Below are 23,132 nucleotides of genomic sequence, written 5' to 3' on the forward strand. Positions count from 1 at the left end.
AGCACACCTCGTCACCGCGCCCGGCCACCCGCGCCATGGCAGTCTTCCGAGCATGAGTGCTGAACCGCCCGTGGCATCCCCAACCCCCACCCGAGTTCCCGGCAAGGTCGTCCTCGCCTGCCTCGCGGCTGCTCTCGGCGGGCTCCTGTTCGGCTTCGACACGTCGGTCGTCAACTCGGCCGTCGGTGCACTGAGCGAGCACTTCGAGCTGGCCGCGAGCATGCGCGGCATGGTGGCCTCGCTGTCGCTCCTGGGCTGCGCGGTCGGTGCTTGGTTCGCGGGGTCGGTCGCGGAGCGGGTCGGGCGCGTGCGGGTCATGCTCCTCTCGGCGCTGCTGTTCGGCGGCTGCGCGGTGCTCGCGGCGTTCACGCCGTCGGTGGCCCTGCTCCTGCCGGTGCGGTTCGTCGCGGGCATCGGGATCGGTGCGGCCTCGGTCATGGCCTCGGGCTACATCGCGGAGGTCGCCCCGGCGCGAGCCCGTGGACGCCTCGGCGGTCTCCAGCAGCTCTTCATCACGGTCGGGATCTTCGTGGCGCTCGCGGCCGGGCTGGCGATGTCCCGCGCGGCCGGGGGCGCGGCGCACGAGCTGTGGGCGGGCCTGCCGGCCTGGCGGTGGATGTTCCTCGGCGAGCTCGTCCCCGCGGCCCTCTATGCGCTGGCCGCGTTCCGCCTGCCCGAGTCCCCGCGGTACCTGGTCGCGCAGGGGCGTGAGGACGAGGCCAAGCGCGTCCTCCGGCGGTTCACGGGAGTCGACGACCGCGAGGTCGACGAGACCGTGGAAGAGATCCGGACGTCGATCGGCGAGCACGCGACGACGTCGCTGCGCGACCTGCGCGGCCCGGCCCTGGGGCTCAGGCCCATCGTGTGGATCGGGCTGGGCGTCGCGGCACTCATCCAGCTGAGCGGCATCAACGCGGTCTTCGTCTACTCGACGTCGCTGTGGGAGTCGGTGGGCTTCACCGAGGCCCGGGCACTGACCATGTCGCTCGTGACCGCGGCGGTCAACATCGCCGTGACGGTCGTCGCGATCATGCTCGCCGACCGGTTCGGGCGTCGCCCCATGCTCGCGGCCGGGTCGGTCGGCATGGCGGTCTCGCTCGCGGTCACGGCGTTCGCGTTCGGTCACGCGACGACGTCGGCGGCGGGCGAGCTGGTCTTCCCGCAGGTGTGGGCCATGACCGCGCTCGTGGCCGTGAACCTCATGGTGGTCTCGTTCGGCCTCACGTGGGGGCCGCTCGGCTGGGTCCTGCTGGGCGAGATGTTCCCGAACTCGATCCGTGCGACGGCGCTCGCGGTGGCGACGGCCGTGCAGTGGTTCGTGAACTACGGCGTGACCCGGTCCTTCCCCGTCGTGAGCGAGTCGTGGGGGCTGCCTGCGACGTACGGGACCTTCGCGGCGATCTCGGCGTTCGCGGTGTTCTTCGTGCTGCGCTTCCTGCCCGAGACCAAGGGGCGGACCCTCGAGCAGATGGGCGACGGCGCCCGGGTGGGGTGAAGCCCAGGATCTCACCCTGTGCGGTGCTTCCCCAGGTACCGGCCGGAATCGTAGCGTTGGATCGGAAACCTGGGGAGGGGCCGCCGATGTTCACGCAGGTCGTCGTGCACCGCCCCAAGGACGAGTTCCGGGGCGAGACGGTCGCGTTCCTCCAGCGCGTGACCGAGGCCGCCCGGGTGCTCCCGGGGGTCGTCGAGGCCGTGGTGTGGGCCGAGGGCGACGGCGAGCGCTTCGTCCTGACCACCACGTGGGAGTCGCCGGCGACCTTTGCGGCGGGTGAGGACGCGCTGTTCGACCTGCTCCAGAGCGTCCCGTACGACGAGTGGATGCGCGAGCCCCTCGACGTCCTGCTCCTCGACGAGATCCCGCCGCCGGCCGCTTGAGCGCAGGGGGTTCACCCTGGTGGCCTGCGGGCCTACCATTCCGTGCATGACGTCGACGCCCGCCCAGCCCGCCCCGCAGGACCCCGCAGGGATCACCCCGGACACCAAGGACTGGACGTGGGTCCTCGAGCGCCCGTGCCCCGAGTGCGGCTTCGTGTCGTCAGCCGTGGACCCGGACCAGGTCGGCCCTGCGGTCCGGTCGTCGGTCGTGCGCTGGCAGGAGGTCCTGGAGCGCCCCGACGCGGCGCTGCGCCCGGACGAGCACACGTGGTCGCCGCTCGAGTACGCGGCGCACGTGCGCGACGTGTTCGGCATCTTCGACGTGCGGCTCGCCTCGATGGTCGAGGGGGACGACCCGCAGTTCGCGAACTGGGACCAGGACGCGGCAGCGGTCGAGGGCGACTACGCGAGCCAGGACCCGCAGGTGCTCTCGCGCGAGATCGCGTTCGCGGGCGACCGGGTCGCGGGCCGGTTCGACGCCGTCGGGTCCGACGACTGGGAGCGTCCCGGTCGCCGCTCGAACGGCTCGGTCTTCACGGTCCGCACGCTCGGGCAGTACTTCCTGCACGACGTGGTCCACCACCTGCACGACGTGGGCGCGCCGACCGCCTGAGTCACTTCCGGCCAGGCCCGCCCACGCGAGCCCGACGTCCCGCGCACGACCCACGCCCGTAACCTCCCGGCATTCTTGGCGGTCGTCGACCCGTCTAGCGTCACGTCATGACGCTTCCTCTGACGGGGTCGGTCCCCGAGATGTACAGCAGTGACCATCTGCTCGCGCTGCCGCGCTCGCGCGGCGTGTCGCGTCCGGGGATCGAGGCGCTCGCGCAGGCCTGGTACCCGGAGGCGGGCTGGGTCAGCGAGCCGTCGAGCGGTCCGGCGGAGCGTCCCATGGCGGGGGCCCGCTTCCGCGGCGTGGTGCCCGACGACGTCCGTCGCCCCGGGGTCCTGCGGCTCACCGAGGGCGTGGAGGTCGTGGGGCCGTTCGTGGTCCCGGCTCCGCAGTCGCTCGCGCTGGACCTGGCCTCGTCGGTCGCGGAGCTGTGGGCCGTGCGCGTCGCGCACAGGTCGCGCGACCGGCTCCCGGCCGAGGTCGACGACCGCGACGGCCTGGCACGGGTCTTCGCCGCGGGGCTCCCGGACGACATGGAGCTGCGGGTGGTCCGGTGGATGGTGGCCGCGGCGCGCAAGGTCGGGGGCACGCTGTTCGTCGACGGCGCCGTGCCGCTCGCGCCCGAGCCCGCGGCCGCGGTCGACCTGACGCTCTACAGCGCGCAGGCCCTGACCCCCGACGCCGCGCTCGGTTCGCTGCAGACCGTCGTGCCGGGCGCTCGCGTCGTGGAGGTCGTGGAGCGCCCGGACCGGCTGGTCGACTTCGCGCTCGACGGGGAGACGGCCTACGACGGCGCGCTGCGGGTCGTGGTGCGCAAGGTGGACGTGGTCCCGGCCGTGCTCGGGGCCCTGGACTGGCGCGAGTACGGCCCGTTCGCGTACCGCATGAGCTGGGTGCCGGCGGACTCGTACGAGCTCGAGGTCGAGGAGCCGTCGGGTCTGCACCTCATCGCGCGCTCGCGCATGCGGGCCTCGGTGGCCCGGCTCGCGTCGGTCCTGCAGGGGCGGGCTGCCGGCGTGCTCGTGGACGACGGCGGCTTCGAGGTGACCTCCGCGGAGGTGGACGAACGCATCGCGGCGGTGAGCACGGCCCGCTTCTGGGTGTGACCCGCTCCCAGAGTTGTCCACAGATTCTGTGCACAAGCCTGTGGGTAACTCCGCGAGACCGGGCCTCCGGTTGTGGATGAACCTGTGGTCTCGGCCTGGGCAGAAATACCTCGTGCAGAGGTCTTGCCGCAGGCCCCGGCACAGGACTAGAAACGACAGTGTTGGCTCCGACGGGTACGGACGAGGCAGCCCCGACGACGCTCTCCCGCACGGGAGGACGGACCGGCAAGGACGCTGGAACCACAACCCCGAGGGACCCTGGTCGACCGGAAAACGGTGGGACGTCTCGTGGCCGCAAGGCCCCGAGCTGCGGGTGACGACGCAGGTCTCCAGCGGACCGGAAGACCGATCGTGAGAGACACCTCCCAAGGAGACCGGGACGGACTTCGGTACGTCGCGGGGGAGGCGTCGAGCCGCGACGTCGACGCGGAGCCCGGCCGGCCTACCCCTGCGGCCGACCACACAGGGCACACGGTCATCAGCGAGGCCCCTGGCGCAAGCCAGGGGCCTCGCTGAGTCCCGGGGCCGCCCCTCCCGGCCGGGTGGGCCGCAGCCCTGCGGCACGCCTACGCTCGACCCATGAGCAACCTCGAGACCCGGCCCCGCGAAGAGGTGTGCGCCGCGGGGAGCCACGCTCCGTCGTCGGGCACCTCCGGCACAGCAGCGCGCGTGGAGATCCTCGACCACCGCCAGGTCCCGCTCGGCGGGACCCGCGCCATGGACGTGCGCCGCACCCTGCCGCAGCGCGCACGTTCGCTCGTGGGCGCGTGGTGCTTCCTGGACCACTACGGCCCCGACGACGTCTCGACCTCCGACGGCATGCAGGTGCCCCCGCACCCGCACACGGGCCTGCAGACCGTGAGCTGGCTGTTCGAGGGCGAGATCCTGCACCGGGACTCGTTCGGGTCGCTGCAGACCGTGCGGCCGGGCGAGCTGAACCTCATGACGGCCGGACGGGGTATCTCGCACTCGGAGGAGTCGCCCGCTGGCGTGCGGCCGCCGCTGCTGCACGGCGTGCAGCTGTGGGTCGCGCTGCCGGGGGACCGGCTCGGCGACGAGCCGTTCTTCGAGCACCACGGGAACCTGCCCGTGTGGCCCGGGCCGGGAGGTGAGCGTGTCCAGGTGCTCGTGGGGTCGCTCGACGTGGGCGGCGTCGAGCTGCGGTCGGCCGCGACGGTCTTCACGCCCCTGGTCGGGGCGCAGGTCGACCTGCCCGCGGGGGGATCGGTCCAGGTCGAGGTGGACCCGCGGTTCGAGCACGCGCTGCTCGTCGACACGGGAGACGCGTCGTTCGAGGGCGTCCCCGTGCCCGTGGCCTCGCTCGGCTACGTCGAGCCGGGGTGCTCGACGCTGACCGTCTCCGCGGGCGACAGGCCCGTGCGGGCCGTGCTGATCGGCGGAGAGCCGTTCGCCGAGGAGATCGTCATGTGGTGGAACTTCGTGGGGCGCTCGCACGACGACGTCGCGGCCGCCCGCGCGGACTGGATGGCGCAGGTCGAGGTCGTCCAGGACGACGGGGCGGACGTGCCCGTGCCCGGGGAGGGCGGCACGCGGTACGCCGCGGGGGCGTCGGGCCGGCGCTTCGGGGAGGTCGTGGGGTACGACGGCGGGCCACTGCCCGCCCCCGTGCTGCCGGACATCCGGCTCGTGCCGCGCCGACGGCCTGCCTGAGCCGCCCCTCGTGCGTGTCCGTGGGAGAGAACAGGCCGCTCTCCTCGTCGGGGGAACGCCCCCTCGCCCTGTCGCGTGCCGGACGCGGACCCGGGGGCAATAACCAGTGCCGAGCCGCAGACCTACCGCTTCGCCCGCGGTCCCTCCGACGGGTCCCAGCCGGGCCGCGGCTCACGGGACGCCACGGCGGCGTCGCGCGAGCGGTACACGATGTAGGGCCGGAACATGTACGGCACGGGCGCCGAGAACGCGTGCACGAGCCGCGTGAACGGCCACAGGATGAACAGCAGGTTGGCCGCGACGATGTGGAGCTGGAACGCCGCGGGCACGCCCGCCATGAGCTCGGGCTGCGGCTGGAGGTACCAGAGCGAGCGGAACCACGGCGAGATGGTCTCGCGGTAGTCGTACCCGTGGTTCGCGGCGAGGAGCTGGGTCTGGACCGTCGCCCACGTCCCGAGCACGATCGACGCCGCGAGGAACACGTACATGACCTTGTCCATGCGCGTCGTCGCGAGGAAGACCGGGCCCGTGGTCCGTCGGCGGTAGATCAGGATGAGGAGCCCCGCGACCAGCACGAGCGCGGCGAGCGCCCCCATGTACGTCGCGACGAAGTGGTAGGCGCCCTCGCTGATCCCCACGGCCTCGGTCCACGTCTTGGGGATCACGAGCCCCATGAGGTGCCCGAGGATCACGAACAGCAGCCCGAAGTGGAACAGCGGCGACCCGAGGCGCAGCAGCTTCTTCTCGTAGAGCTCGCTCGACCGCGTGGTCCAGCCGAACTTGTCGTAGCGGTACCGCCACACGGACCCGACGACGAACACCGCGAAGGTCACGTAGGGGAAGACCACCCACAGCAGGATGCTCCCCGTGCTCGCACCGGTCATCGTCGTACCTCCTCGGACGGCGCCCCCGCGGGGGCGAAGGGTTCGAGCGGCCCCATGGCCGACAGCCCGACCATCTCGGTCGGCGGTCCGGACGTCACGAGCTCGAGGTACCGCCGCTCGGTCTCGGCGTCGAGCGGGGGCAGGGTCAAGCACACGGCCTCGACCACGAGCGCGTACGGGCTGGCCATGGCGGCGAGCGCCGAGCGGAGCACCTCGATGCCCTGGCGGTGCGAGCCGAGCAGGCCCGCGGCGATGCGCTCCTCGTCGCGGGACCGGGCGCGCGCGGAGAACTCGAGGGCCATGGGCAGGTAGTCGGGCAGCTCCTCGCCGTCGACCTCCCACCCGGCCGCGCGGTAGGCCTGCACGAACCGCACGAGCGCCATGCCGCGCTTCCGGGTGTCCCCGGCGGCGTAGTAGGAGAGGTACATCGAGCACTTGCGCTTGAGGTCGAACGTCGCGACGTAGCGCGCCTCGAGCGCGGCGGGCTCGCCGGCCTCGAGGTCGTCGAGGAACGCGCCGAGCCGCGCCCGGACCTCGGGAGGAAGCTGCCCGACGACGTCGCGCACCTCGCGCGCGGCGGCGAGCGTCGCGGCGTCGGGGTAGTCGAGCAGGAGCGAGGCGGCCATGTGGGTGGTGCGCCGTTGCGCGGGCGTGGCCCGGACCGGGGCGAGGGGCTCCAGGAGCGGGGTGCGCGCCGTCGGGCGGGGCAGGAACGTCGTCGAGGGCGACTTCGAGAACAGTCCCATCACCGGGCCGCCGTGTCGTCGCCCGAGGTGTCCCGCCCGGGGCCCTCGGCGCCACCGGGCGACCCCGGCGGGAACAGGCCCGCGGGCCGGCCGTTGCCGTCCCAGTTGAGGAGGTTGACGCGCCCCGAGGTCGACGGGCCGTTGGGGGAGTCGGCCGTCTGGCGGGCCTGCAGGACGTGGAAGTTCTCGACCGCGACGGGCACCGGGGTCCCGCTCGACGAGCCGAACGGCCCTGCCCCACCCATGCCACCCATCCCGGGACCGCCGTCGAAGTCGAGCGAGCAGCTGATCTCCTCGAGCTCGCGCGCGATCTCCTGGTGCGCGGTCGGGATCACGTAGCGGTCCTCGTACTTGGCGATCGCGAGCAGGCGGTACATCTCCTGGATCTCGGTGCCCGTCATGCCGACCGCGCGGGCGATGGCCTCGTTGGGCTCCTCGCCCAGGTTGATGTCGCGCATGTAGGAGCGCATCGCGGCCAGCCGGCGCAGCGTGCGCTCGACCGGCACGGTGTCGCCCGCGGTGAACAGTCCCGCGAGGTACTCGAGCGGGATGCGGAGCTTGGAGATCGCCGCGAACAGGGTGCGCGGGTCCTCGCCGTCGTTGCCCGACGACCCGACCACGTCGACCACGGGGGACAGCGGCGGGATGTACCAGACCATGGGCATGGTCCGGTACTCGGGGTGCAGCGGCAGGGCCACACGGTACTTCTGGATGAGGGCCCAGATCGGGGACGCCTGGGCGGCCGCGATCCAGTCCTCGGGGATGCCCTCGGCCCGGGCCGCCGCGACGACCTCGGGGTCGTGCGGGTCCAGGAACACCGAGCGCTGGGACTCGAGGAGCTCGTGCTCGTCCTCGACCGACGCGGCCTCGGTCACGCGGTCGGCGTCGTACAGGACCAGGCCCAGGTAGCGCAGGCGCCCCACGCACGTCTCGGAGCAGACCGTGGGCAGCCCGACCTCGAGGCGCGGGTAGCACAGCGTGCACTTCTCGGCCTTGCCGGTCTTGTGGTTGAAGTAGACCTTCTTGTACGGGCAGCCCGTGACGCACATGCGCCAGCCGCGGCACTGGTCCTGGTCCACCAGGACGATCCCGTCCTCGGCCCGCTTGTACATGGCCCCTGACGGGCACGACGCGACGCACGCCGGGTTGAGGCAGTGCTCGCAGATGCGCGGCAGGTAGAACATGAACGTCTGCTCGAACTCCGAGGCCACGTGCTCGCTCATGTGCTGCAGGATCGGGTCGTCCTGCATGGTCTCCTTGGACCCGCCCAGGTCGTCGTCCCAGTTGGCCGACCACTCGATCTTCATGTCCTCGCCCGTGAGCAGGGACTTGGGCTTGGCGACCGGGGTGTGCGGGCCCTGCGGGGCCGAGAGCAGCATGTCGTACTCGTACGTCCACGGCTCGTAGTACTCGTGGATCGAGGGGAGCTTGGGGTTGGAGAAGATCGTCGCGAGCTTCTTGGCCCGACCACCCGCGCGGAGCTTGAGCTTGCCACGCTTGGTCCGGACCCAACCGCCCTGCCACTTCTCCTGGTCCTGGTAGGTCCGGGGGTAGCCGAGCCCGGGCCGCGTCTCGACGTTGTTGAACCACACGTACTCGACGCCCGTGCGGTTCGTCCACGCCTGCTTGCACGTGACCGAGCACGTGTGGCACCCGATGCACTTGTCGAGGTTCATGACCATCGACATCTGAGCCATCACGCGCACGGTGCCACCTCCTGGTCGGATCGGTACGTCAGCGGTCGGCGACGGGGGCCCAGTCGCCGCTGCGGGGCGCCCATCAGTACGTCACGTCCTGCGAGCGGCGACGGATCGTCGTGACCTCGTCACGCTGGTTGCCCGTGGGGCCGAGGTAGTTGAACGCGAAGGCCAGCTGCGCGTAGCCCCCGACGAGGTGGCTGGGCTTGAGCAGCACCCGCGTCAGCGAGTTGTGGATGCCGCCGCGCAGGCCCGAGGTCTCGGCGAGCGGGACGTCGATCGTGCGGTCGGTCGCGTGGTGCATGTACACCGTGCCCTCGGGCATGCGGTGCGAGACCACGGCCCGCGCGACGACCACGCCGTTGCGGTTGTAGGCCTCGATCCACTCGTTGTCGCGGACCCCGATCTTGACGGCGTCGCGCGGCGACATCCAGATGTTCGGCCCGCCGCGCGAGAGCGAGAGCATGAACAGGTTGTCCTGGTACTCCGAGTGGATGGACCACTTGGAGTGCGGGGTCAGGTACCGCACCGCGACCTCGGCCTGACCCTGCGACCCGGGGTACCCGCTCGGGGAGCGGTCGCCGAGCGCCGGGGAGTCGGGGAACAGGCGGTGCATGTCGAGCGGCGGCCGGAACACGGGCAGCTGCTCCCCGAGCTCGGTCATCCAGTCGTGGTCGAGGAAGAAGTGCTGGCGCCCCGTGAGGGTGTGCCACGGCTTGAGCCGCTCGACGTTGATCGCGAACGCCGTGTACCGGCGCCCCCCGTGCTCCGAGCCGGACCACTCGGGAGACGTGATGACCGTCGTCGGGCGGGACTGGACGTCGGGGAACGTGACGCGCTTGCCCTGCTCGTCGCGCGCCAGGTCCGCGAGCTCGACGCCCGTGCGCTTCTCGACGTGCTCGAAGCCCTGGACGGCGAGGCGACCGTTCGTGGTGCCCGACAGCGCGAGGATCATCTCGCACGCGTGCGTGTCCTTGTCGAGCCGCGGGCGACCCGCCGCAGGTCCCGAGGGCACGAGCCCGTTCTTCTGCCCCAGGACCCGCACCTCCTCGCCGGGCGAGAACTGCACGCCCTTGGTGACCATGCCGAGCTTCTCGGTGAGCGGGCCGAGCGAGGCCATGCGGTCCGCGAACGCCGGGTAGTCGCGCTCGACCACGACCAGCTTGGGCATGGTCACGCCCGGGACGAGGGGCCGGGACGCCGACCCTGCGCCCGAGTCGACGATCGTGCCGTGCGGCACCGACATGGCGTCCGGGGTGTCGTGCAGCAGGGGCGCGGCCACGAGGTCCTTGCGCACGCCCAGGTGCTCGACCGAGTACTCGCTGATCTTCTTCGCGATCGTGTGGAAGATGTCGAAGTCGGTACGGGTCTGCCAGGGCGGGCTGATCGCGGGGTTGAACGAGTGCACGAACGGGTGCATGTCGGTCGTGGACAGGTCGTGCTTCTCGTACCAGGTGGCTGCGGGCAGCACGACGTCCGAGAACAGCGTGGTGCTCGTCATGCGGAAGTCGAGCGTCGTGAGCAGGTCGAGCTTGCCGCGCGCGCCCTCCTCGGCCCACTCGATCGACCGTGGCCGCCGCCCCGGCGCCGACTCGTCCGCGAGCACCGCGGAGTCGGTCCCGAGCAGGTGCTTGAGGAAGTACTCGTTGCCCTTGCCCGAGGACCCCAGGATGTTGGCCCGCCACACCGTGACGCAGCGCGGGAAGTTCTCGGGGGCGTCGGGGGCCTCGACCGCGAACCTGAGCGCGCCGCTGCGCAGCTCGGAGACCACGTAGTCCGCGGGCTCGGCCCCGGCCGCCTCGGCCTGGTCCACGAGGTCGAGCGGGTTGCGGTCGAACGTCGGGTAGCTGGGCATCCAGCCGCGCTGCGCGGACTCGACCAGGCAGTCGGCCGTGGTCCGGCCCGCGAACATGCCCGAGCCCAGGGGGGTCGCGAGCGCGTCCGCGGGCAGCCCGTCGTAGCGCCACTGGTCGGTCGCGACGTACCAGAACGCCGTGCCGATCATCTGGCGCGGGGGCCGCGACCAGTCCAGGCCGCCCGCGTACTGGGCCCATCCCGTGACGGGTCGGCACTTCTCCTGCCCGACGTAGTGCGCCCACCCGCCGCCGTTGACGCCCTGGCAGCCCGTCATGGTCGTGAGCGCGAGCATGGCGCGGTAGATCGTGTCGGCGTGGAACCAGTGGTTGGCGCCGGCGCCCATGATGATCATCGAGCGCCCACCGGACTTCTCGGCGTTGTCCGCGAACTCGCGCCCGATCCGTGCTGCCGCCGCTGCGGGGACCCCCGTGAACTGCTCCTGCCACGCGGGGGTGCCGGGGGAGTCCGCGTCGTCGTAGCCCGTGGGCCACTCGCCGGGCAGGTCCAGGTCCTCGCGGTTCACGCCGTACCGGGCCAGCAGCAGGTCGAACACCGTGGTCACCAGGTGCCCACCCACGCGCCGCACCGGCACGCCGCGCGTGACCGAGCCCGCGCCCCCCGTGTGCATGCGCTCGTCGCCCTGGTCGGGGTCGGGCGAGAGGTCGAAGCGCGGCAGGTCCACGCGCGCGGTCGTGGTGTCGTCATGGCCCGACGGCGCCGCCCCCGTCAGCGGATCGTGCCCGGTCGTGCGGCCGTCCGCGACCGACAGCAGCGGTTCGACGCCCTCCAGGTCGAGGTTCCACTTCCCCTCGTCGGCCTCGCCGAACCGGTGTCCCAGCGTGCCGTTCGGGATCACGGGCGAGCCGTCGGCGTCGAGCAGGACGGGCTTGAAGGCCGCGTTCGCGGCGCTCGCGGCGCCCGGCAGGACATCGTCCGCGAGGTCGGCCGCGGTGAGGAACTTGCCCGGGACGTAGGTGACGTCCCCCGCGGGGCGAGCGGCGCCGTCGGGCCCCGACGACGCCGGGCTCGGTGTGAGCGTCACGAGGAACGACGAGTCCGTGAACCTCGTCAGGTAGTCCACGAACGGAGCGGTGCGACGTTCCACGTGGAACTCCCGCAGGATCACGTGACCCATCGCGAGGGCCAGCGCGCCGTCCGTGCCGGGGTGCACCGCGAGCCACTCGTCCGCGAACTTGGTGTTGTCCGCGTAGTCGGGCGAGACCACGATCACCTTCTGGCCGCGGTAGCGCGCCTCGGCCATGAAGTGCGCGTCGGGGGTGCGGGTCACGGGGATGTTCGAGCCCCACATGATGCAGTACGACGAGTTCCACCAGTCAGCCGACTCGGGCACGTCGGTCTGGTCGCCGAACACCTGCGGCGAGGCGACCGGGAGGTCCGCGTACCAGTCGTAGAACGACAGCATCGCGCCGCCCAGCATCGAGATGAACCGGGCACCCACGCCGTGCGAGACCATCGACATCGCCGGGATGGGGGAGAAGCCCGCGATGCGGTCGGGGCCGTAGGCCTTGATCGTGTGGACGTGGGCCGCCGCGACGATCTCCGCGGCCTCGTCCCACGATGCCCGGACCAGGCCGCCCTTGCCGCGCGCCTGCTTGTACGCGCGCGCCGTCTCCGGGTCGCCCGTGACCTCGGCCCACGCCCGCACCGGGTCGCCCGTGCGGGCCTTCGCGTCGCGGAAGGCGCGCAGCAGCACGCCGCGCACGTACGGGTACCGGACCCGCGTCGGCGAGTAGGTGTACCAGCTGAAGGCCGCGCCGCGCGGGCAGCCCCGCGGCTCGTACTCGGGCGAGTCCGGGCCGACCGACGGGTAGTCCGTCTGCTGCGTCTCCCAGGTGATGATGCCGTCCTTGACGTACACCTTCCACGAGCACGAGCCCGTGCAGTTCACGCCGTGCGTCGAGCGCACCACCTTGTCGTGCGACCACCGGTCCCGGTAGAAGACGTCGCCCTCGCGGCCTCCCTGGAGGAACAGCTGCCGCAGGTCCGGTGAGACCTCCCCGCGGCGCAGGTGCTTGCCGAGCCGGAGCAGGGCGTCCTCGCCGCCTCCACCAGGGGACTCAGGGCGTGGGGCGCCCTCGGCGCGGGCGGCGGTGCCCGGGCCTGGGACGGTGGACTGCGACATGCGACCTCCTGGGGCGAGCAGGATCGTGCTTGTACGTTCGTCTGCCTTGCAGTATGCCCAGGTACCGTCTCTTCTGCCCGGCGAGCGGTGCCCCGTCGCCCCTGGCCGCGCGATTGTCTACGGTGCTCCCATGACCTCGTTCGACGGGCCCTCCGCGGTCTTCCCCCTCGCCCACCTGCCCGTCACCGTCGTCACGGTCTCCGACCGCGGCTCGCGCGGCGAGTCGCCCGACCGCTCGGGCCCGCTGCTGGTCTCGCTCCTGGAGACGGGTGGCTTCGAGCGCGTCACGCTGCGTCTGGTGCCCGACGGCGTCGACTCCGTCCGCGACGCCCTCACCTCGGCGCTGGTCGAGGGGGCGCGCCTCGTGATCACCACGGGCGGGACGGGCATCGGGCCGCGCGACCACACGCCCGAGGGCACGGCCGAGGTCGTCGACCAGGAGCTGCCGGGCGTCGCCGAGGCGATCCGGCGCCGTGGGGCGACCGTGGTGCCGAGCGCGGTGCTCTCGCGCGGGATCGTCGGGACCGCGCCCGCGGCGCACGGGACGCGCGCGCTCGTCGTGAACCTGCCGGGGTCACCGGGCGGGGTCCGCGACGGGTGGACGGTGCTCGAGCCGCTGCTGCCGCACGTGTTCTCGCAGCTCGCGGGCGGGGACCACTAGTCTTCTGCGGCCTCCGCACCCAGCGGAAGGTGGGTGGCCCTCAGCCGCCCGCGAAGGGGGGCAGGACGTCGACCTGCTGGTCGTCGGCCAGCGCGACGCCGTGGTCCGCCGTCCGCACGCCGCCCACGAGCACCGAGCAGCGCGGCAGCACCTCGGCGAGCGCGGGGTGGCGCGCGGTCATCGCCGCGAAGAGCTCACCGACCGAGGCACCCGGGAGCGACTCGGCCTCGAGGCCGGCCGCCTCGGCCGCCCCCGCGAAGTAGCGGACCTGCGGCACGTCACGCCCTCTCGAGCGAGGGGTCGGCGGGGCCCGTCGCGTCGGCGGGGCCGGTCGTGTCGGTGGGCTCGGCGGGTTCGCCGACGACCTCGTCGAGCGTCGCCTCGACGTCCCACGCGAGCGCGAGCTCGGTGGCCCGCTCCATGGCGTCCAGGCCGGGGTGGTCCGCCCCCTCGCCCGCCGAGAGCCCGGCGACGTACCCCGCGATGAAGGTCGTCAGCGGGGCCGCGGGCCTCTCCACGCGGTGCGCGGCATCGCGGGCCAGGTCGAGGATCGCTCCGATGTCCACCGCCTCGCGGTCGAGGTCGAACTCGTCGACGAGGGCGTCCACCCAACGCTCGAGGTTGCTCATGCCATGCCTCCCGATGATCCGTGCAGGTCGTGACTCGGAGTACTGCGCTGCGCGCGACGGTGCGCGTATGACTCCGCATCCTGCCACGTGTCGACGTCGGTGCTCAGGCCGTCCACGTCCTCGACCTCGAGGAGTCGCAGACCTGAGACGAGCCGACGCACGGGGGCGCCGTGTAGGCCCGACGGCGGGGGCCCGTCCGCCGCCCCCGCGCGATCGCCGTCGGACAGGTCCCCGGCGGACGGTTCGCCGACCGGGACACCCCGCGCGACCCGGACGACCGCGGCGTCGAGCGCCTCGCGCCGGTACAGCCCCACGAGCCACTGGGCACGCCCCTCGGCCGCGAGGTGCAGGCCGTCGATCCCGTCGTCGTCGCTCGTGCTGGTCCGGGAGGCGGTGGCCGCCCCCGCCACGAGCAGCGGCACGGCCTCCGCGGCGCGCGGGACGTCGCAGGCGAGGAGAAGGACCCAGGGGGCTGCGCCGTCGGGCAGCGCGGCGAGGCCCGCCGCGGCGCCCGCGACGGGACCGCCGAACGGCGGGTCCTCGCGCGTGAGGACGTACGCGTCGGAGGCCAGGTCGTCGGGCCCGACGACGACGGTCGCCCGGGCGTCGCGCGTCGCGGCGAGCACGTGGTCGAGCAGGCGGGCCCCGTCGAGCACGAGCCGTGGCTTGGACGTGCCCAGACGGCTGGCCCGGCCTCCCGCGAGCACGACGGCGTCGAACGCGAAGGCCTCGGACGGCGGGGGAGTGCTCACACCGAGCGCACCCAGTCGCCCGACTTGCCGCCCGTCTTGGCCTGGAGGCGGATGTCGCTCAGCTCGACCGACTTGTCGAGCCCCTTGACCATGTCCACGACCGCGAGCCCCGCGACCGCGACGGCCGTGAGGGCCTCCATCTCGACCCCCGTGCGGTCCGCGGTGCGCACGGTGGCGCTGATCTCGACCCCGTGGTCCTGGACGTCCAGGTCCACGGACGCGCCGTGCACCCCGATGATGTGCGCGAGCGGCAGCAGCTCGGCCGTCTTCTTGGCCCCCTGGATGCCCGCGATGCGCGCGACCGCGAGCACGTCGCCCTTGGGGACCTCGCCCGAGCGCAGGGCCGCGACGATGTGCGGGCCGCACCGGACCACGCCGGTCGCGGTCGCCGAGCGGACGGTGGGCTGCTTGAGGGTGACGTCGACCATGCGGGCGTGGCCGCGCTCGTCGAGGTGGGTGAACTCGCTCATGCGATCACCATGACATGCACGGTGTCACCGGGCCCAACCGCCTCGACCTCGGACGGCACGACCGCGATCGCGTCGGCCCGGGTGAGCGCCGAGACGTGGTGCCCGCCCGGGCCGAGCGGGGCGACGCCGCGCGCACCGACGAACCGGACCGGCAGGAACTGCTGGCGCCCCGCGGGCGAGCGCCAGCCCTCCGCGGCGACGCGCTCGACGAGCGGCTCGGCGGGGCCGGGGTGGCCCGCGAGGCGCCGCACCGCGGGCCGCACGAACGCCTGGAACGACACGTACGCGCTCACGGGGTTGCCGGGCAGCCCGAGCAGCGGGGTCCCGCGCCAGCGTGCCGCGGCCTGCGGCTTGCCGGGCTGCATGCCGACCGTGACCAGCAGGACGTCGGAGGGGCCCGCCGCGGGCAGCGCCGCGTCCTGCGGGCCGCTCAGGACGTCCTTGACCACGTCGAACGCGCCCGCGCTGACCCCGCCCGAGGTGACGATCAGGTCGACATGGGGAGCGACGTCGTCGAGCACCGCGCGCAGCGCCTCGGCCGTGTCGGGGACCGCGCCCACGCGCACCGGGACGCCCCCCGCGTCGCGCACGCACGCCGCGAGCAGGAGCGAGTTCGAGTCGGGGATCTGGCCGGGCCCGGGAGCCGTCCCGACCGGGACCAGCTCGCTGCCCGTCGACAGCACCGCGACGCGCGGGACGCGGTGCACGGGCAGCGTCGCGTGGCCCGCCGAGGCGGCCGCGGAGACGAGCCGCGCGGTCGTCGGGGCGCCCGCAGCGGCGACGAGGTCGCCCACCGCGACGTCCTCGGCCCGGTACCGGATGTTGGGGCGCGAGGGCGCGTCGACCTGGATCGTCGCGTCGAGGGGCGCTCCGGCGACGAACCGTCGCGTCGAGGTCCGCTCCACGGGCACGACGGCGTCGCACCACTCCGGCACGGGCGCACCCGTCATGATGCGGGTCGCCTCCCCGGGGCCGTGGGTCGAGCCCGCCGGGAGAGCGTCGGGGGAGCCGGGAGAGGTCGGGGCCGCGGCGATGTCGCCCACGACCCGCAGGGTCACGGGGGACGCGGCGCTCGCGGTCGTGAGGTCCGTGCTCCGGACCGCGTACCCGTCCATCGCGGACGCGTCGAAGCGGGGGACGTCGAGGAGGGACCGGACGTCCTGGGCGAGCACGCGCAGCGCCGGCGCCCCGGTCGCGAGCTCGTCGAGACCGACCTGCTCGGCGGCCAGCGGCGAGACCAGGGTCAGGACGTGGTCACGGTACTGCTCGACCGTGTGCGCGGTCCGGGCCGCCGACACGCCCGCCCCACCCGGTCCGTCGTCGGGACGTGCCCGGTCCCGAGCCCCGTGGGCTTCGGTCAGATCGTCGGAGGCGCGCGGGTCCATGGGGACACCGTAGGCCGACGGGGCGGGCGAGGGGCTGGTCGGTGCAGCGCGGCGGACGTGGACCGTCCGCGGAGCGGGCCGCCCGGAGCGCAGAGGAGCCCCGGTCGTCCGGGGAGAGGCGTGCCGGGCCGTGAGCCCGACCCCTCGTCAGCCGCGCGTGCCGCGCCGCACGGGGCCCAGCGTGAAGAGCAGCGTCAGGAGCGCGGTCACGGCGAGCGCCGCGAAGCCCAGGCCGTACGTCCCGTTCGCCTGGTAGACCGCGCCCATGATGAGCGGCGGGATGAACCCTCCCAGGCCACCTGCGGCCCCCACGAGCCCTGTCACCGCACCGACCTTGTCCTGCGGCGCGACCTTGGCCACGAGCTCGAACGTCGCGCCCGACGACGCGCCGAGACCCACGGCGAGGCCCAGGAACGCGATGGTCCCGAGGGGCACGAGGTCCGGCTGGAACGCGACCACCGCCGCCAGGACCGTGACGATCGCGAAGCACACGACCGACACGGGGATGCCGCCGAACCTGTCGGAGAGGGTCCCGCCGATCGGCCGGCACGCGACCGCGAGGACGACGAACCCGGCCGTGCGCGCCGCGGCGTCGGCAGCCGTGAGGTCGTACGCGTTGACCAGGAACGTCGGCAGGTAGACGCTGAACGCCACGAACCCACCGAAGCCCACGGCGTACAGCCACGAGAGCTGGAGCGTCGCAGGCAGCTTGAACGTGGCCCACGTGCGTGCCAGGAAGTTCCCGTGCGCGGCGGGCTTGCGGTTCGGGGAGTCACGCACGAGCAACCACGACACGACCGCGTACACCGCCAGGACGCACGCCACGAGGACGAACGGCGCCTCCTCGCCGTACGTGTCCGTGATCCGCACGGTCGTGAACGCCGAGATCGCCGTCCCGCCCATCCCGATCCCGAAGATCCCGAGCGCGGTCCCCCGCCGCGCGGGCGGGTACCACGCGTTGACGAACGGCACCCCGACCGCGAACGCGGTACCGCCCAGCCCCAGGAAGAACCCACCCAGGATGAGCAGGGGATAGGTGTCCGCGACGAACCCGATGAACAGCACCGGGACGATCGTCGCCGCGCTGACCAGCGGGAACATGATCCTGGCCCCGAACCGGTCGGTGAGGGCCCCGACCGGGATACGGCCGAGAGACCCCACGACCACCGGTACCGCGACGAGCACCGACTGCTGCACGGCCGACAGGCCGAGCGCCTTGCTGTACGCACCACCGAGCGGGCTGATGAGCGCCCACGCCCAGAAGTTCACCGCGAAGCCGATCGTCGCGAGGACGAGCATCAAGGTCGCCGAGCTGCCCGACCCGGACGCCGTCGGCGAGGGCGTCGAAGCCTGCCCGGCTCCGGCCGGTGCGGGACTCTCGCCCTGCCCGGCTCCTGGTGACGCCGGGGGTGTGGCTGCTTCGTCGTGGTGCGTCACTGTGACTCCCGGGGTTCGGTCGCCCGTCCTTGGACGAATCGGTGGAGCTCGAGATTCCCGCGCGACCCACGCTAGCCGCGAGGGTGACGTGTCGCGCGGGCTGGCGGAGGCGCCGTCGGGCCCTACGGTGGTCTTCCGAGCCGTGACGCGGCGCCTCCCGGGGAGCCTGCTCCCGGCGCGCCGCACCCATGGCACCCACCCGACCCGGACCCACGAGAGCCCCCCATGACGCTGCTGTTCCTCGGTGTGATCCTCATCAACGTCTTCGCGTTCACGCTCGTCCTGGTGCGCGCCCCGCTGTTCCGCACCGAGGTCTACCGGCCCATGCTGCTCAACATCGGGCTGTCGGTGCTGCCGGTGTTCGTGCTGACGTTCTGGATCATCGGTGACCTGACGCTCAGCGCGGCCGGGGCGCCGCTGTGGCTCGTCACGACCGTCGCGGCGGCCGGGCTCGTGGTCTGGCTGCTGCTCCTGCCCAACGCCGGGTACCTGGTGACCGAGCTCAACTTCAGTCACCGCAAGGACGGCGAGGACGTGCCGCTCTGGTACGACATCGTCGCGGTCCTGACCCTCGCCATGTCCGGGGTCCTCAACACCGTGGTCAACATCTTCCTGGTGCAGATGTTCTACGCCGTGCTGCGCTACCCCGACGACCTCAAGCCGTTCCAGCGGACGGCGTCCTGGCTCGTGGTCGCCGTGATCCTCGTGCTGGTCTCGTTCGGCATCTACCTGGGCAGGTACATCCGCTTCAACAGCTGGGACCTGATGCACCCGGTCGGGTTCCTCCAGAAGTTCGTCCGCTACTTCCGCGCCCCGGGCAAGGTGCGCGACGCGCTGCTGTTCAGCGGTCTCTACACGGTGTTCTTCGCGCTCATCTACCTGGTCGTGATCGGGTCGCTGCTCGAGACGATCACGGCTGTGACGGGGTGACGGAAGGTCCGTCCTGTGGCGGTCTGGTGCTTTCCTCCCGATAGACCCTATGCTCACGTGCTGTGACAGCCCCCGAGTACATCGAGATCACCCGCCGACGCATGGTCGAGGACGGATGCGAGGTGGGATGGGACCAGGTGGGTCCTGTGCAGGCCATGGTCGGCTACCGGGCGAAGTTCGTCCCTGCCGCGATGTCCCGCACCCACGTCGTCACCGCAGTCGCTCACTTCACGCCGTCCGCGCTGGACGTCGACCTCTACACACGGGACGTCTCGACGTTCGCCAAGCGGCGCAGCAGCTCGCTGCGCGGCATGCAGTCAGGGGTCGGTGCGTTCGCGGTGATCGTCGCCGACGGCGTCACGCCCGAGCTCGTCGCCGCCGCGACGGTGAAGCCGCGCCTCGAGTTCGCCGTGATCGTCCAGCCCGTCCTCGTGGACCTCTCGGCGCGCGAGATCCACACGTTCCGGGGGCGCCGGTTCATCGGCGCGGCGCTCAACGGCTTCCTGCGGCGCACGCTCGACGCGCAGATCCAGGCGCCCGTCTGACGGTCCGAGGATCCTGGCTCGCGTCGCTGCGCCGTCGTGGGGCCGCGCCGCGTGCCTGTGCGGCGGCCGGCTCAGCGCGGCGGCTCGTTGCCGGGCTTGGGCGGTGAGTACGGCGCCGGACCCGTGTAGCGCTCGCCCGGGCTCCGGGTCAGCGCGCGCACGGTGAAGGCGGCCGCGACGAAGCCCGCGCCCAGGTAGGGGAGCACCGACACGAGGGACGAGACCGGCAGGAGGATCGTCTGGAAGATCGCGGCGCCCGACGAGTAGTAGAGCTCGGAGGCGAGCCGCGGCAGCGCGACGTTCCCCACGGCGCCTGCGACGATCATTCCCGCACCCCACCAGAGGAGTGCGGTGGCGCTGAGCTTCGGGGGCATGGGCGGTCCTCTCGACGGGCTGGCCCCGGCGGCATCGCCAGGACGGGTCCGGGGACGCCTCGACACCGAGGCGGGTCACCGGTCCGTGGACACTATCGGACGAGGTGCCTCGCGGACGGGCGTGGCCCGCGCGTCGCCGTGGGGCGGTCCTCCGCGTCACCGACGGGCGTGAAGCCCGCGCGGCGGGGGAGGGGCGTCAGGCCGACGGCGGCGCGACCGAACCGCGGATGACCAGGTGGAGCGGCAGGACCGTCCGAGCGGGCTCGAAGCCCGTGGCGGCCCCACCGTTCCCGGCCGACTCCTGCGCCTCCCGGCGGGCCATGGCCCGTTCGAGCGCGTCGACCGCGGAGAGCGCGAGCGCCGCGACGGGCTGCTCGAGGGTCGTGAGCTGGGGGCGCAGCCACTGACCGATGCGGATGCCGTCGCAGCCCACGACCGACAGGTCCTCGGGGATGCGGATGCCGTGGAGCTCGGCCGCGCCGAGCATGCCGACGGCCACGATGTCGCTGCCGACGAACACCGCGGTGGGCGCGCTGCCCGGTCGGGTGAGGTAGGGGAACGTCGAGGCGCCGAACTGCTCGGTGTACGGGCCGTGCCGGATCAGGTCGGGGTCGGCCGTCAGCCCGGCGTCGGCCAGGGCATCGAGGTAGCCGCGCTTGCGTTCCTGGGTCGTCGAGAGCTCGGACGGGCCCGCGACGTGCGCGATGCGGCGGTGCCCCTGCTGGATGAGGTAGCTCGTGGCCTGGTACGCGCCGCCGTAGTTGTCGACCGTGACGGTGTCGACCGCGAGGTCCAGGTCGATCTCCTCGTCGATCACGACCACGGGCAGGCCGTCCGCGACCGCGCGGGCCAGGCGCTCGTCGGTGCGGCTCATCCCGACGTAGATGAGGCCACCCAGGACGTCGGTCCCGCCGATGAGCGGGCTGAGGCCGCCGTTGCGCTCGCCGTGCTTGCCCGAGACCGCGACGACCAGGGGGATCTGCCGCGATGCCGCGAGGTCCGCGCACTCCTCGGCGAGCGTCGTGAAGAACGGGTTGGTGAAGTCGGGGACGACCAGGGCGACGACGCCCGTCCCGCGCGCGGACGAACCCGGCGCGGACGTCCCCGCGCGCGAGCCGCGCGCGACACGTCCCGTCGAGCCCGTGCGGTAGTCGAGCGCCGCCACCGCGGCATCGATACGTGCTGCGGTCTCGGGCTGGACGTTGAGCTGGCCGCGCAGGTAGCGCGAGGCGGTCGAGGTCGAGACCCCCGCGTGTTGCGCAACTTGCGTCAACGTCATGGCTGCTGCCCCTCTGCTCGTGCGCCCGGCCGTCGGATGCCCCCAGAGCCTATCGCTGCGCTGGTGGCAGGCACGTCCTGTGTCCGCCGGAACCCCGGGATCGTGCCGATCCTGCAGGCGCGTGCCGTACGTGGCACCGCCCGGCCCACGGCCTCGGTTGACACCAGCCTGACGCACACCTAGGTTGTTGCGCAACAGCAACACAACATTGCGCAACGTCGCCGATGTGCGACGTGGCCCGAACCGTCTTTGAGGAGAACCGCATGAGCCGCGTGCTGCTTGCCGGAGAGTCGTGGATCAATGCCGCGACGGACTACAAGGGCTACGACGCCTTCCCGCACGCCCAGCTGGAGATCGGCTGCGCCAAGCTCCTCGAGGCGCTCGCCGCCGAGGGCCACGAGGTCACCCACCTGCCCTCGCACCTCGTCGCGACCGACTTCCCGTCGACCCTCGAGGAGCTCGACGCCTACGACGTCGTCCTGCTCTCGGACATCGGCGCCAACACCCTTCTGCTTCCCCCCGTCGTGTTCTCCGAGGGGCGTCCCTTCCCGAACCGCATCAAGCTCCTCGCCGAGTGGGTGCGTCGCGGCGGCGGCCTCATGATGGCCGGTGGCTACCTCAGCTTCCAGGGCTTCCAGGCCAAGGCCAACTACCACGGCACCGCGGTCGAGGCCGTGCTGCCCGTCGAGATCCTCCCGTACGACGACCGCGAGGAGACCCCCGAGGGCATCGGCGGCGTCCTGACCGACGTCGAGCACCCCGTGACCGCGGGCCTCGACGCCGAGTGGCCCATCCTGCTCGGCTACCAGAAGCTCACCGCCAAGGCCGACGCGACCGTCCTCGCCACGATCGAGGGGCGCCCCCTCGTCGCCGTGCGCACCGAGGGCGAGGGCCGCACGCTGGCCTTCGCGTCCGACATCTCCCCGCACTGGGCCCCGCGCGAGTTCATGGAGTGGTCCGGCTACGCGAAGCTCTTCGGCCAGGCCGTGACCTGGCTCGCGGGCTGATGAGCGCCGACCACGGGAGCGGGGGCGCCCCCGCCCATGCCCCCGAGATCACGGTCGTCGGCAGCCTCAACATGGACGTCCGGCTGACCGTCGACCGGATCCCGCGCTCGGGCGAGACCATCAGCGCGACCGGCCTCAAGCGCTCGCCGGGCGGCAAGGGGGCCAACCAGGCCGTCGCCGCCGCGCGGCTCGGCCGCCGCGTCGCGATGGTCGGGGCCGTCGGGGACGACGACGCGGGCCGTGAGATCACGGCCCGGCTCGTGGCCGAGGGGCTCGACGTCACGTCGGTCGCCTCGTCCGAGCAGCCCACCGGCACGGCCGTGATCCTCTGGGAGCAGCCCGAGTCGACCATCGTCATCGAGGCGGGTGCCAACGGCGACGTCGACGAGTCGTTCGTCGACTCACGGGACTCCGCGGTGCGCGCCGTCACCGACGCGCAGGTCGTGCTGTGCCAGTGCGAGACGCCGCTCGGCTCGCTCGCAGCGGTCACGCGCCTCGCGACCGGGACGACCATCCTCAACCCGGCCCCCGCGGTCCCGGTCCCGGCCGAGATCCGCGACTGGTTCGACGTCCTGGTCCCCAACCGGTTCGAGCTCGCGACCCTCGCAGGAGCCGGCGAGGCCCCGGCGTCGCTCGCGGACGTCGTGGCCATGGTGCGCGGGCTCGCGTTCCCGGGTGACGTCGTCGTGACCCTCGGGGCCGACGGCTCGGTCGTCGTCCCCCGCGACGGGCTCCCGACGCCCGTGCCCGCGGTACGCGTCGACGCGATCGACACCACGGCCGCGGGCGACAGCTTCTGCGCTGCCCTCGCCGACGGCCTGCTGCGCGGCGAGGACCTCGTCGGGGCAGCCCGCTGGGCGGCCCGCGTCGCGGCCGTCACGACCACTCGCGACGGGGCGATCGAGTCCCTGCCGCTCGCCCACGAGGTCCCTGCAGCCCTCCCGGAGGACGTCGCACCGGGGCAGTGACCCGCCCGGCACAGCACGACCCGCACGACCGCACGACCCCCACCCAGCCCGACCACTCAGCGTCGACCCAGGGCTGGCCGTTCGATCGGTCCACCGATCC

At 72.9% G+C, this 23,132-nt stretch carries 22 protein-coding genes; 10 read left to right on the forward strand and 12 right to left on the reverse strand.

The genetic code is table 11. The annotated features are described in order from the left end of the window. Positions 1-52: 52 nt before the first annotated feature. The 5 genes from H9641_RS08230 to H9641_RS08250 all read left to right on the forward strand — a co-directional run bounded on the left by H9641_RS08230 (position 53) and on the right by H9641_RS08250 (position 5,268). Positions 53-1,495, forward strand: a complete 1,443-nt coding sequence (locus tag H9641_RS08230; RefSeq protein WP_191802713.1) for a sugar porter family MFS transporter — start codon at positions 53-55, stop codon at positions 1,493-1,495. An 86-nt stretch (positions 1,496-1,581) separates the two neighbouring features. Then, positions 1,582-1,878 carry an antibiotic biosynthesis monooxygenase gene (locus tag H9641_RS08235; RefSeq protein WP_191802715.1) on the forward strand — a complete coding sequence of 99 codons (297 nt, stop codon included), beginning with the start codon at positions 1,582-1,584 and terminating at the stop codon, positions 1,876-1,878. Between the two features lie 46 nt (positions 1,879-1,924). Beyond that, a complete protein-coding gene (locus H9641_RS08240; RefSeq protein WP_191802717.1) occupies positions 1,925-2,491 on the forward strand; it encodes a DinB family protein in 567 nt (188 codons plus the stop codon). A 107-nt stretch (positions 2,492-2,598) separates the two neighbouring features. Continuing rightward, positions 2,599-3,597: a hypothetical protein gene (locus H9641_RS08245; RefSeq protein WP_191802719.1), complete on the forward strand. Its 999-nt coding sequence runs from the start codon at positions 2,599-2,601 to the stop codon at positions 3,595-3,597. A gap of 579 nt (positions 3,598-4,176) precedes the next feature. Beyond that, positions 4,177-5,268 carry a pirin family protein gene (locus H9641_RS08250; protein WP_191802721.1) on the forward strand — a complete coding sequence of 364 codons (1,092 nt, stop codon included), beginning with the start codon at positions 4,177-4,179 and terminating at the stop codon, positions 5,266-5,268. 122 nt (positions 5,269-5,390) lie between these two features. Here H9641_RS08250 and narI read toward each other — a convergent pair whose 3' ends face one another. From narI to H9641_RS08270, 4 genes are all read right to left on the reverse strand, one after another. Then, the gene (gene narI, locus H9641_RS08255; RefSeq protein ID WP_191802723.1) at positions 5,391-6,152 is read right to left on the reverse strand and encodes a respiratory nitrate reductase subunit gamma; all 762 of its coding nucleotides are present in this window, start codon (positions 6,150-6,152) and stop codon (positions 5,391-5,393) included. Beyond that, positions 6,149-6,898, reverse strand: coding sequence for a nitrate reductase molybdenum cofactor assembly chaperone (gene narJ / locus H9641_RS08260; RefSeq protein ID WP_191802725.1), 750 nt, complete (start codon positions 6,896-6,898; stop codon positions 6,149-6,151). Before narJ ends, narI begins: the two co-directional genes overlap by 4 nt. Continuing rightward, complete coding sequence (gene narH, locus H9641_RS08265; RefSeq protein ID WP_191802726.1) at positions 6,898-8,604, reverse strand: nitrate reductase subunit beta; 1,707 nt, start codon at positions 8,602-8,604, stop codon at positions 6,898-6,900. The genes narJ and narH overlap by 1 nt, the downstream gene beginning before the upstream one ends. A gap of 73 nt (positions 8,605-8,677) precedes the next feature. Continuing rightward, a complete protein-coding gene (locus H9641_RS08270; RefSeq protein WP_191802728.1) occupies positions 8,678-12,595 on the reverse strand; it encodes a nitrate reductase subunit alpha in 3,918 nt (1,305 codons plus the stop codon). 130 nt (positions 12,596-12,725) lie between these two features. On the opposite strand from H9641_RS08270, the gene H9641_RS08275 reads away from it, so the two are divergent. Then, positions 12,726-13,256: a MogA/MoaB family molybdenum cofactor biosynthesis protein gene (locus H9641_RS08275; RefSeq protein ID WP_191802730.1), complete on the forward strand. Its 531-nt coding sequence runs from the start codon at positions 12,726-12,728 to the stop codon at positions 13,254-13,256. A gap of 40 nt (positions 13,257-13,296) precedes the next feature. Here the strand turns inward: H9641_RS08275 and H9641_RS08280 are convergent, their stop codons facing one another. The 6 genes from H9641_RS08280 to H9641_RS08305 all read right to left on the reverse strand — a co-directional run bounded on the left by H9641_RS08280 (position 13,297) and on the right by H9641_RS08305 (position 17,791). Continuing rightward, a complete protein-coding gene (locus H9641_RS08280) occupies positions 13,297-13,533 on the reverse strand; it encodes a MoaD/ThiS family protein (protein WP_191802732.1) in 237 nt (78 codons plus the stop codon). A 1-nt stretch (position 13,534) separates the two neighbouring features. Continuing rightward, positions 13,535-13,885, reverse strand: a complete 351-nt coding sequence (locus H9641_RS08285) for a DUF6457 domain-containing protein (protein ID WP_191802734.1) — start codon at positions 13,883-13,885, stop codon at positions 13,535-13,537. After that, positions 13,882-14,637: a molybdenum cofactor guanylyltransferase gene (gene mobA, locus H9641_RS08290; protein ID WP_318244463.1), complete on the reverse strand. Its 756-nt coding sequence runs from the start codon at positions 14,635-14,637 to the stop codon at positions 13,882-13,884. The genes H9641_RS08285 and mobA overlap by 4 nt, the downstream gene beginning before the upstream one ends. Then, positions 14,634-15,107, reverse strand: a complete 474-nt coding sequence (gene moaC, locus H9641_RS08295; RefSeq protein ID WP_191802736.1) for a cyclic pyranopterin monophosphate synthase MoaC — start codon at positions 15,105-15,107, stop codon at positions 14,634-14,636. Before moaC ends, mobA begins: the two co-directional genes overlap by 4 nt. After that, positions 15,104-16,492: a molybdopterin molybdotransferase MoeA gene (locus tag H9641_RS08300; protein WP_191802738.1), complete on the reverse strand. Its 1,389-nt coding sequence runs from the start codon at positions 16,490-16,492 to the stop codon at positions 15,104-15,106. The genes moaC and H9641_RS08300 overlap by 4 nt, the downstream gene beginning before the upstream one ends. Before the next feature lie 147 nt (positions 16,493-16,639). Further along, complete coding sequence (locus H9641_RS08305) at positions 16,640-17,791, reverse strand: MFS transporter (RefSeq protein WP_191802740.1); 1,152 nt, start codon at positions 17,789-17,791, stop codon at positions 16,640-16,642. Between the two features lie 363 nt (positions 17,792-18,154). On the opposite strand from H9641_RS08305, the gene H9641_RS08310 reads away from it, so the two are divergent. Further along, positions 18,155-18,859, forward strand: coding sequence for a DUF1361 domain-containing protein (locus H9641_RS08310; RefSeq protein WP_191802742.1), 705 nt, complete (start codon positions 18,155-18,157; stop codon positions 18,857-18,859). A gap of 62 nt (positions 18,860-18,921) precedes the next feature. Further along, positions 18,922-19,404, forward strand: a complete 483-nt coding sequence (locus H9641_RS08315) for a hypothetical protein (RefSeq protein WP_191802744.1) — start codon at positions 18,922-18,924, stop codon at positions 19,402-19,404. A gap of 71 nt (positions 19,405-19,475) precedes the next feature. Here H9641_RS08315 and H9641_RS08320 read toward each other — a convergent pair whose 3' ends face one another. Then, positions 19,476-19,778: a hypothetical protein gene (locus H9641_RS08320; RefSeq protein ID WP_191802746.1), complete on the reverse strand. Its 303-nt coding sequence runs from the start codon at positions 19,776-19,778 to the stop codon at positions 19,476-19,478. Between the two features lie 196 nt (positions 19,779-19,974). Beyond that, entirely contained in the window at positions 19,975-21,261 is a 1,287-nt protein-coding gene (locus H9641_RS08325) for a LacI family DNA-binding transcriptional regulator (protein ID WP_318244464.1), read from the reverse strand. Between the two features lie 59 nt (positions 21,262-21,320). On the opposite strand from H9641_RS08325, the gene H9641_RS08330 reads away from it, so the two are divergent. Further along, entirely contained in the window at positions 21,321-22,064 is a 744-nt protein-coding gene (locus H9641_RS08330) for a glutamine amidotransferase (RefSeq protein ID WP_191802751.1), read from the forward strand. Next, positions 22,064-23,032: a ribokinase gene (locus H9641_RS08335; protein ID WP_191802753.1), complete on the forward strand. Its 969-nt coding sequence runs from the start codon at positions 22,064-22,066 to the stop codon at positions 23,030-23,032. Before H9641_RS08330 ends, H9641_RS08335 begins: the two co-directional genes overlap by 1 nt. Positions 23,033-23,132: the final 100 nt, after the last annotated feature.

The sequence above is a fragment of the Oerskovia merdavium genome, assembly GCF_014836755.1.
GTDB lineage: Bacteria > Actinomycetota > Actinomycetes > Actinomycetales > Cellulomonadaceae > Oerskovia > Oerskovia merdavium.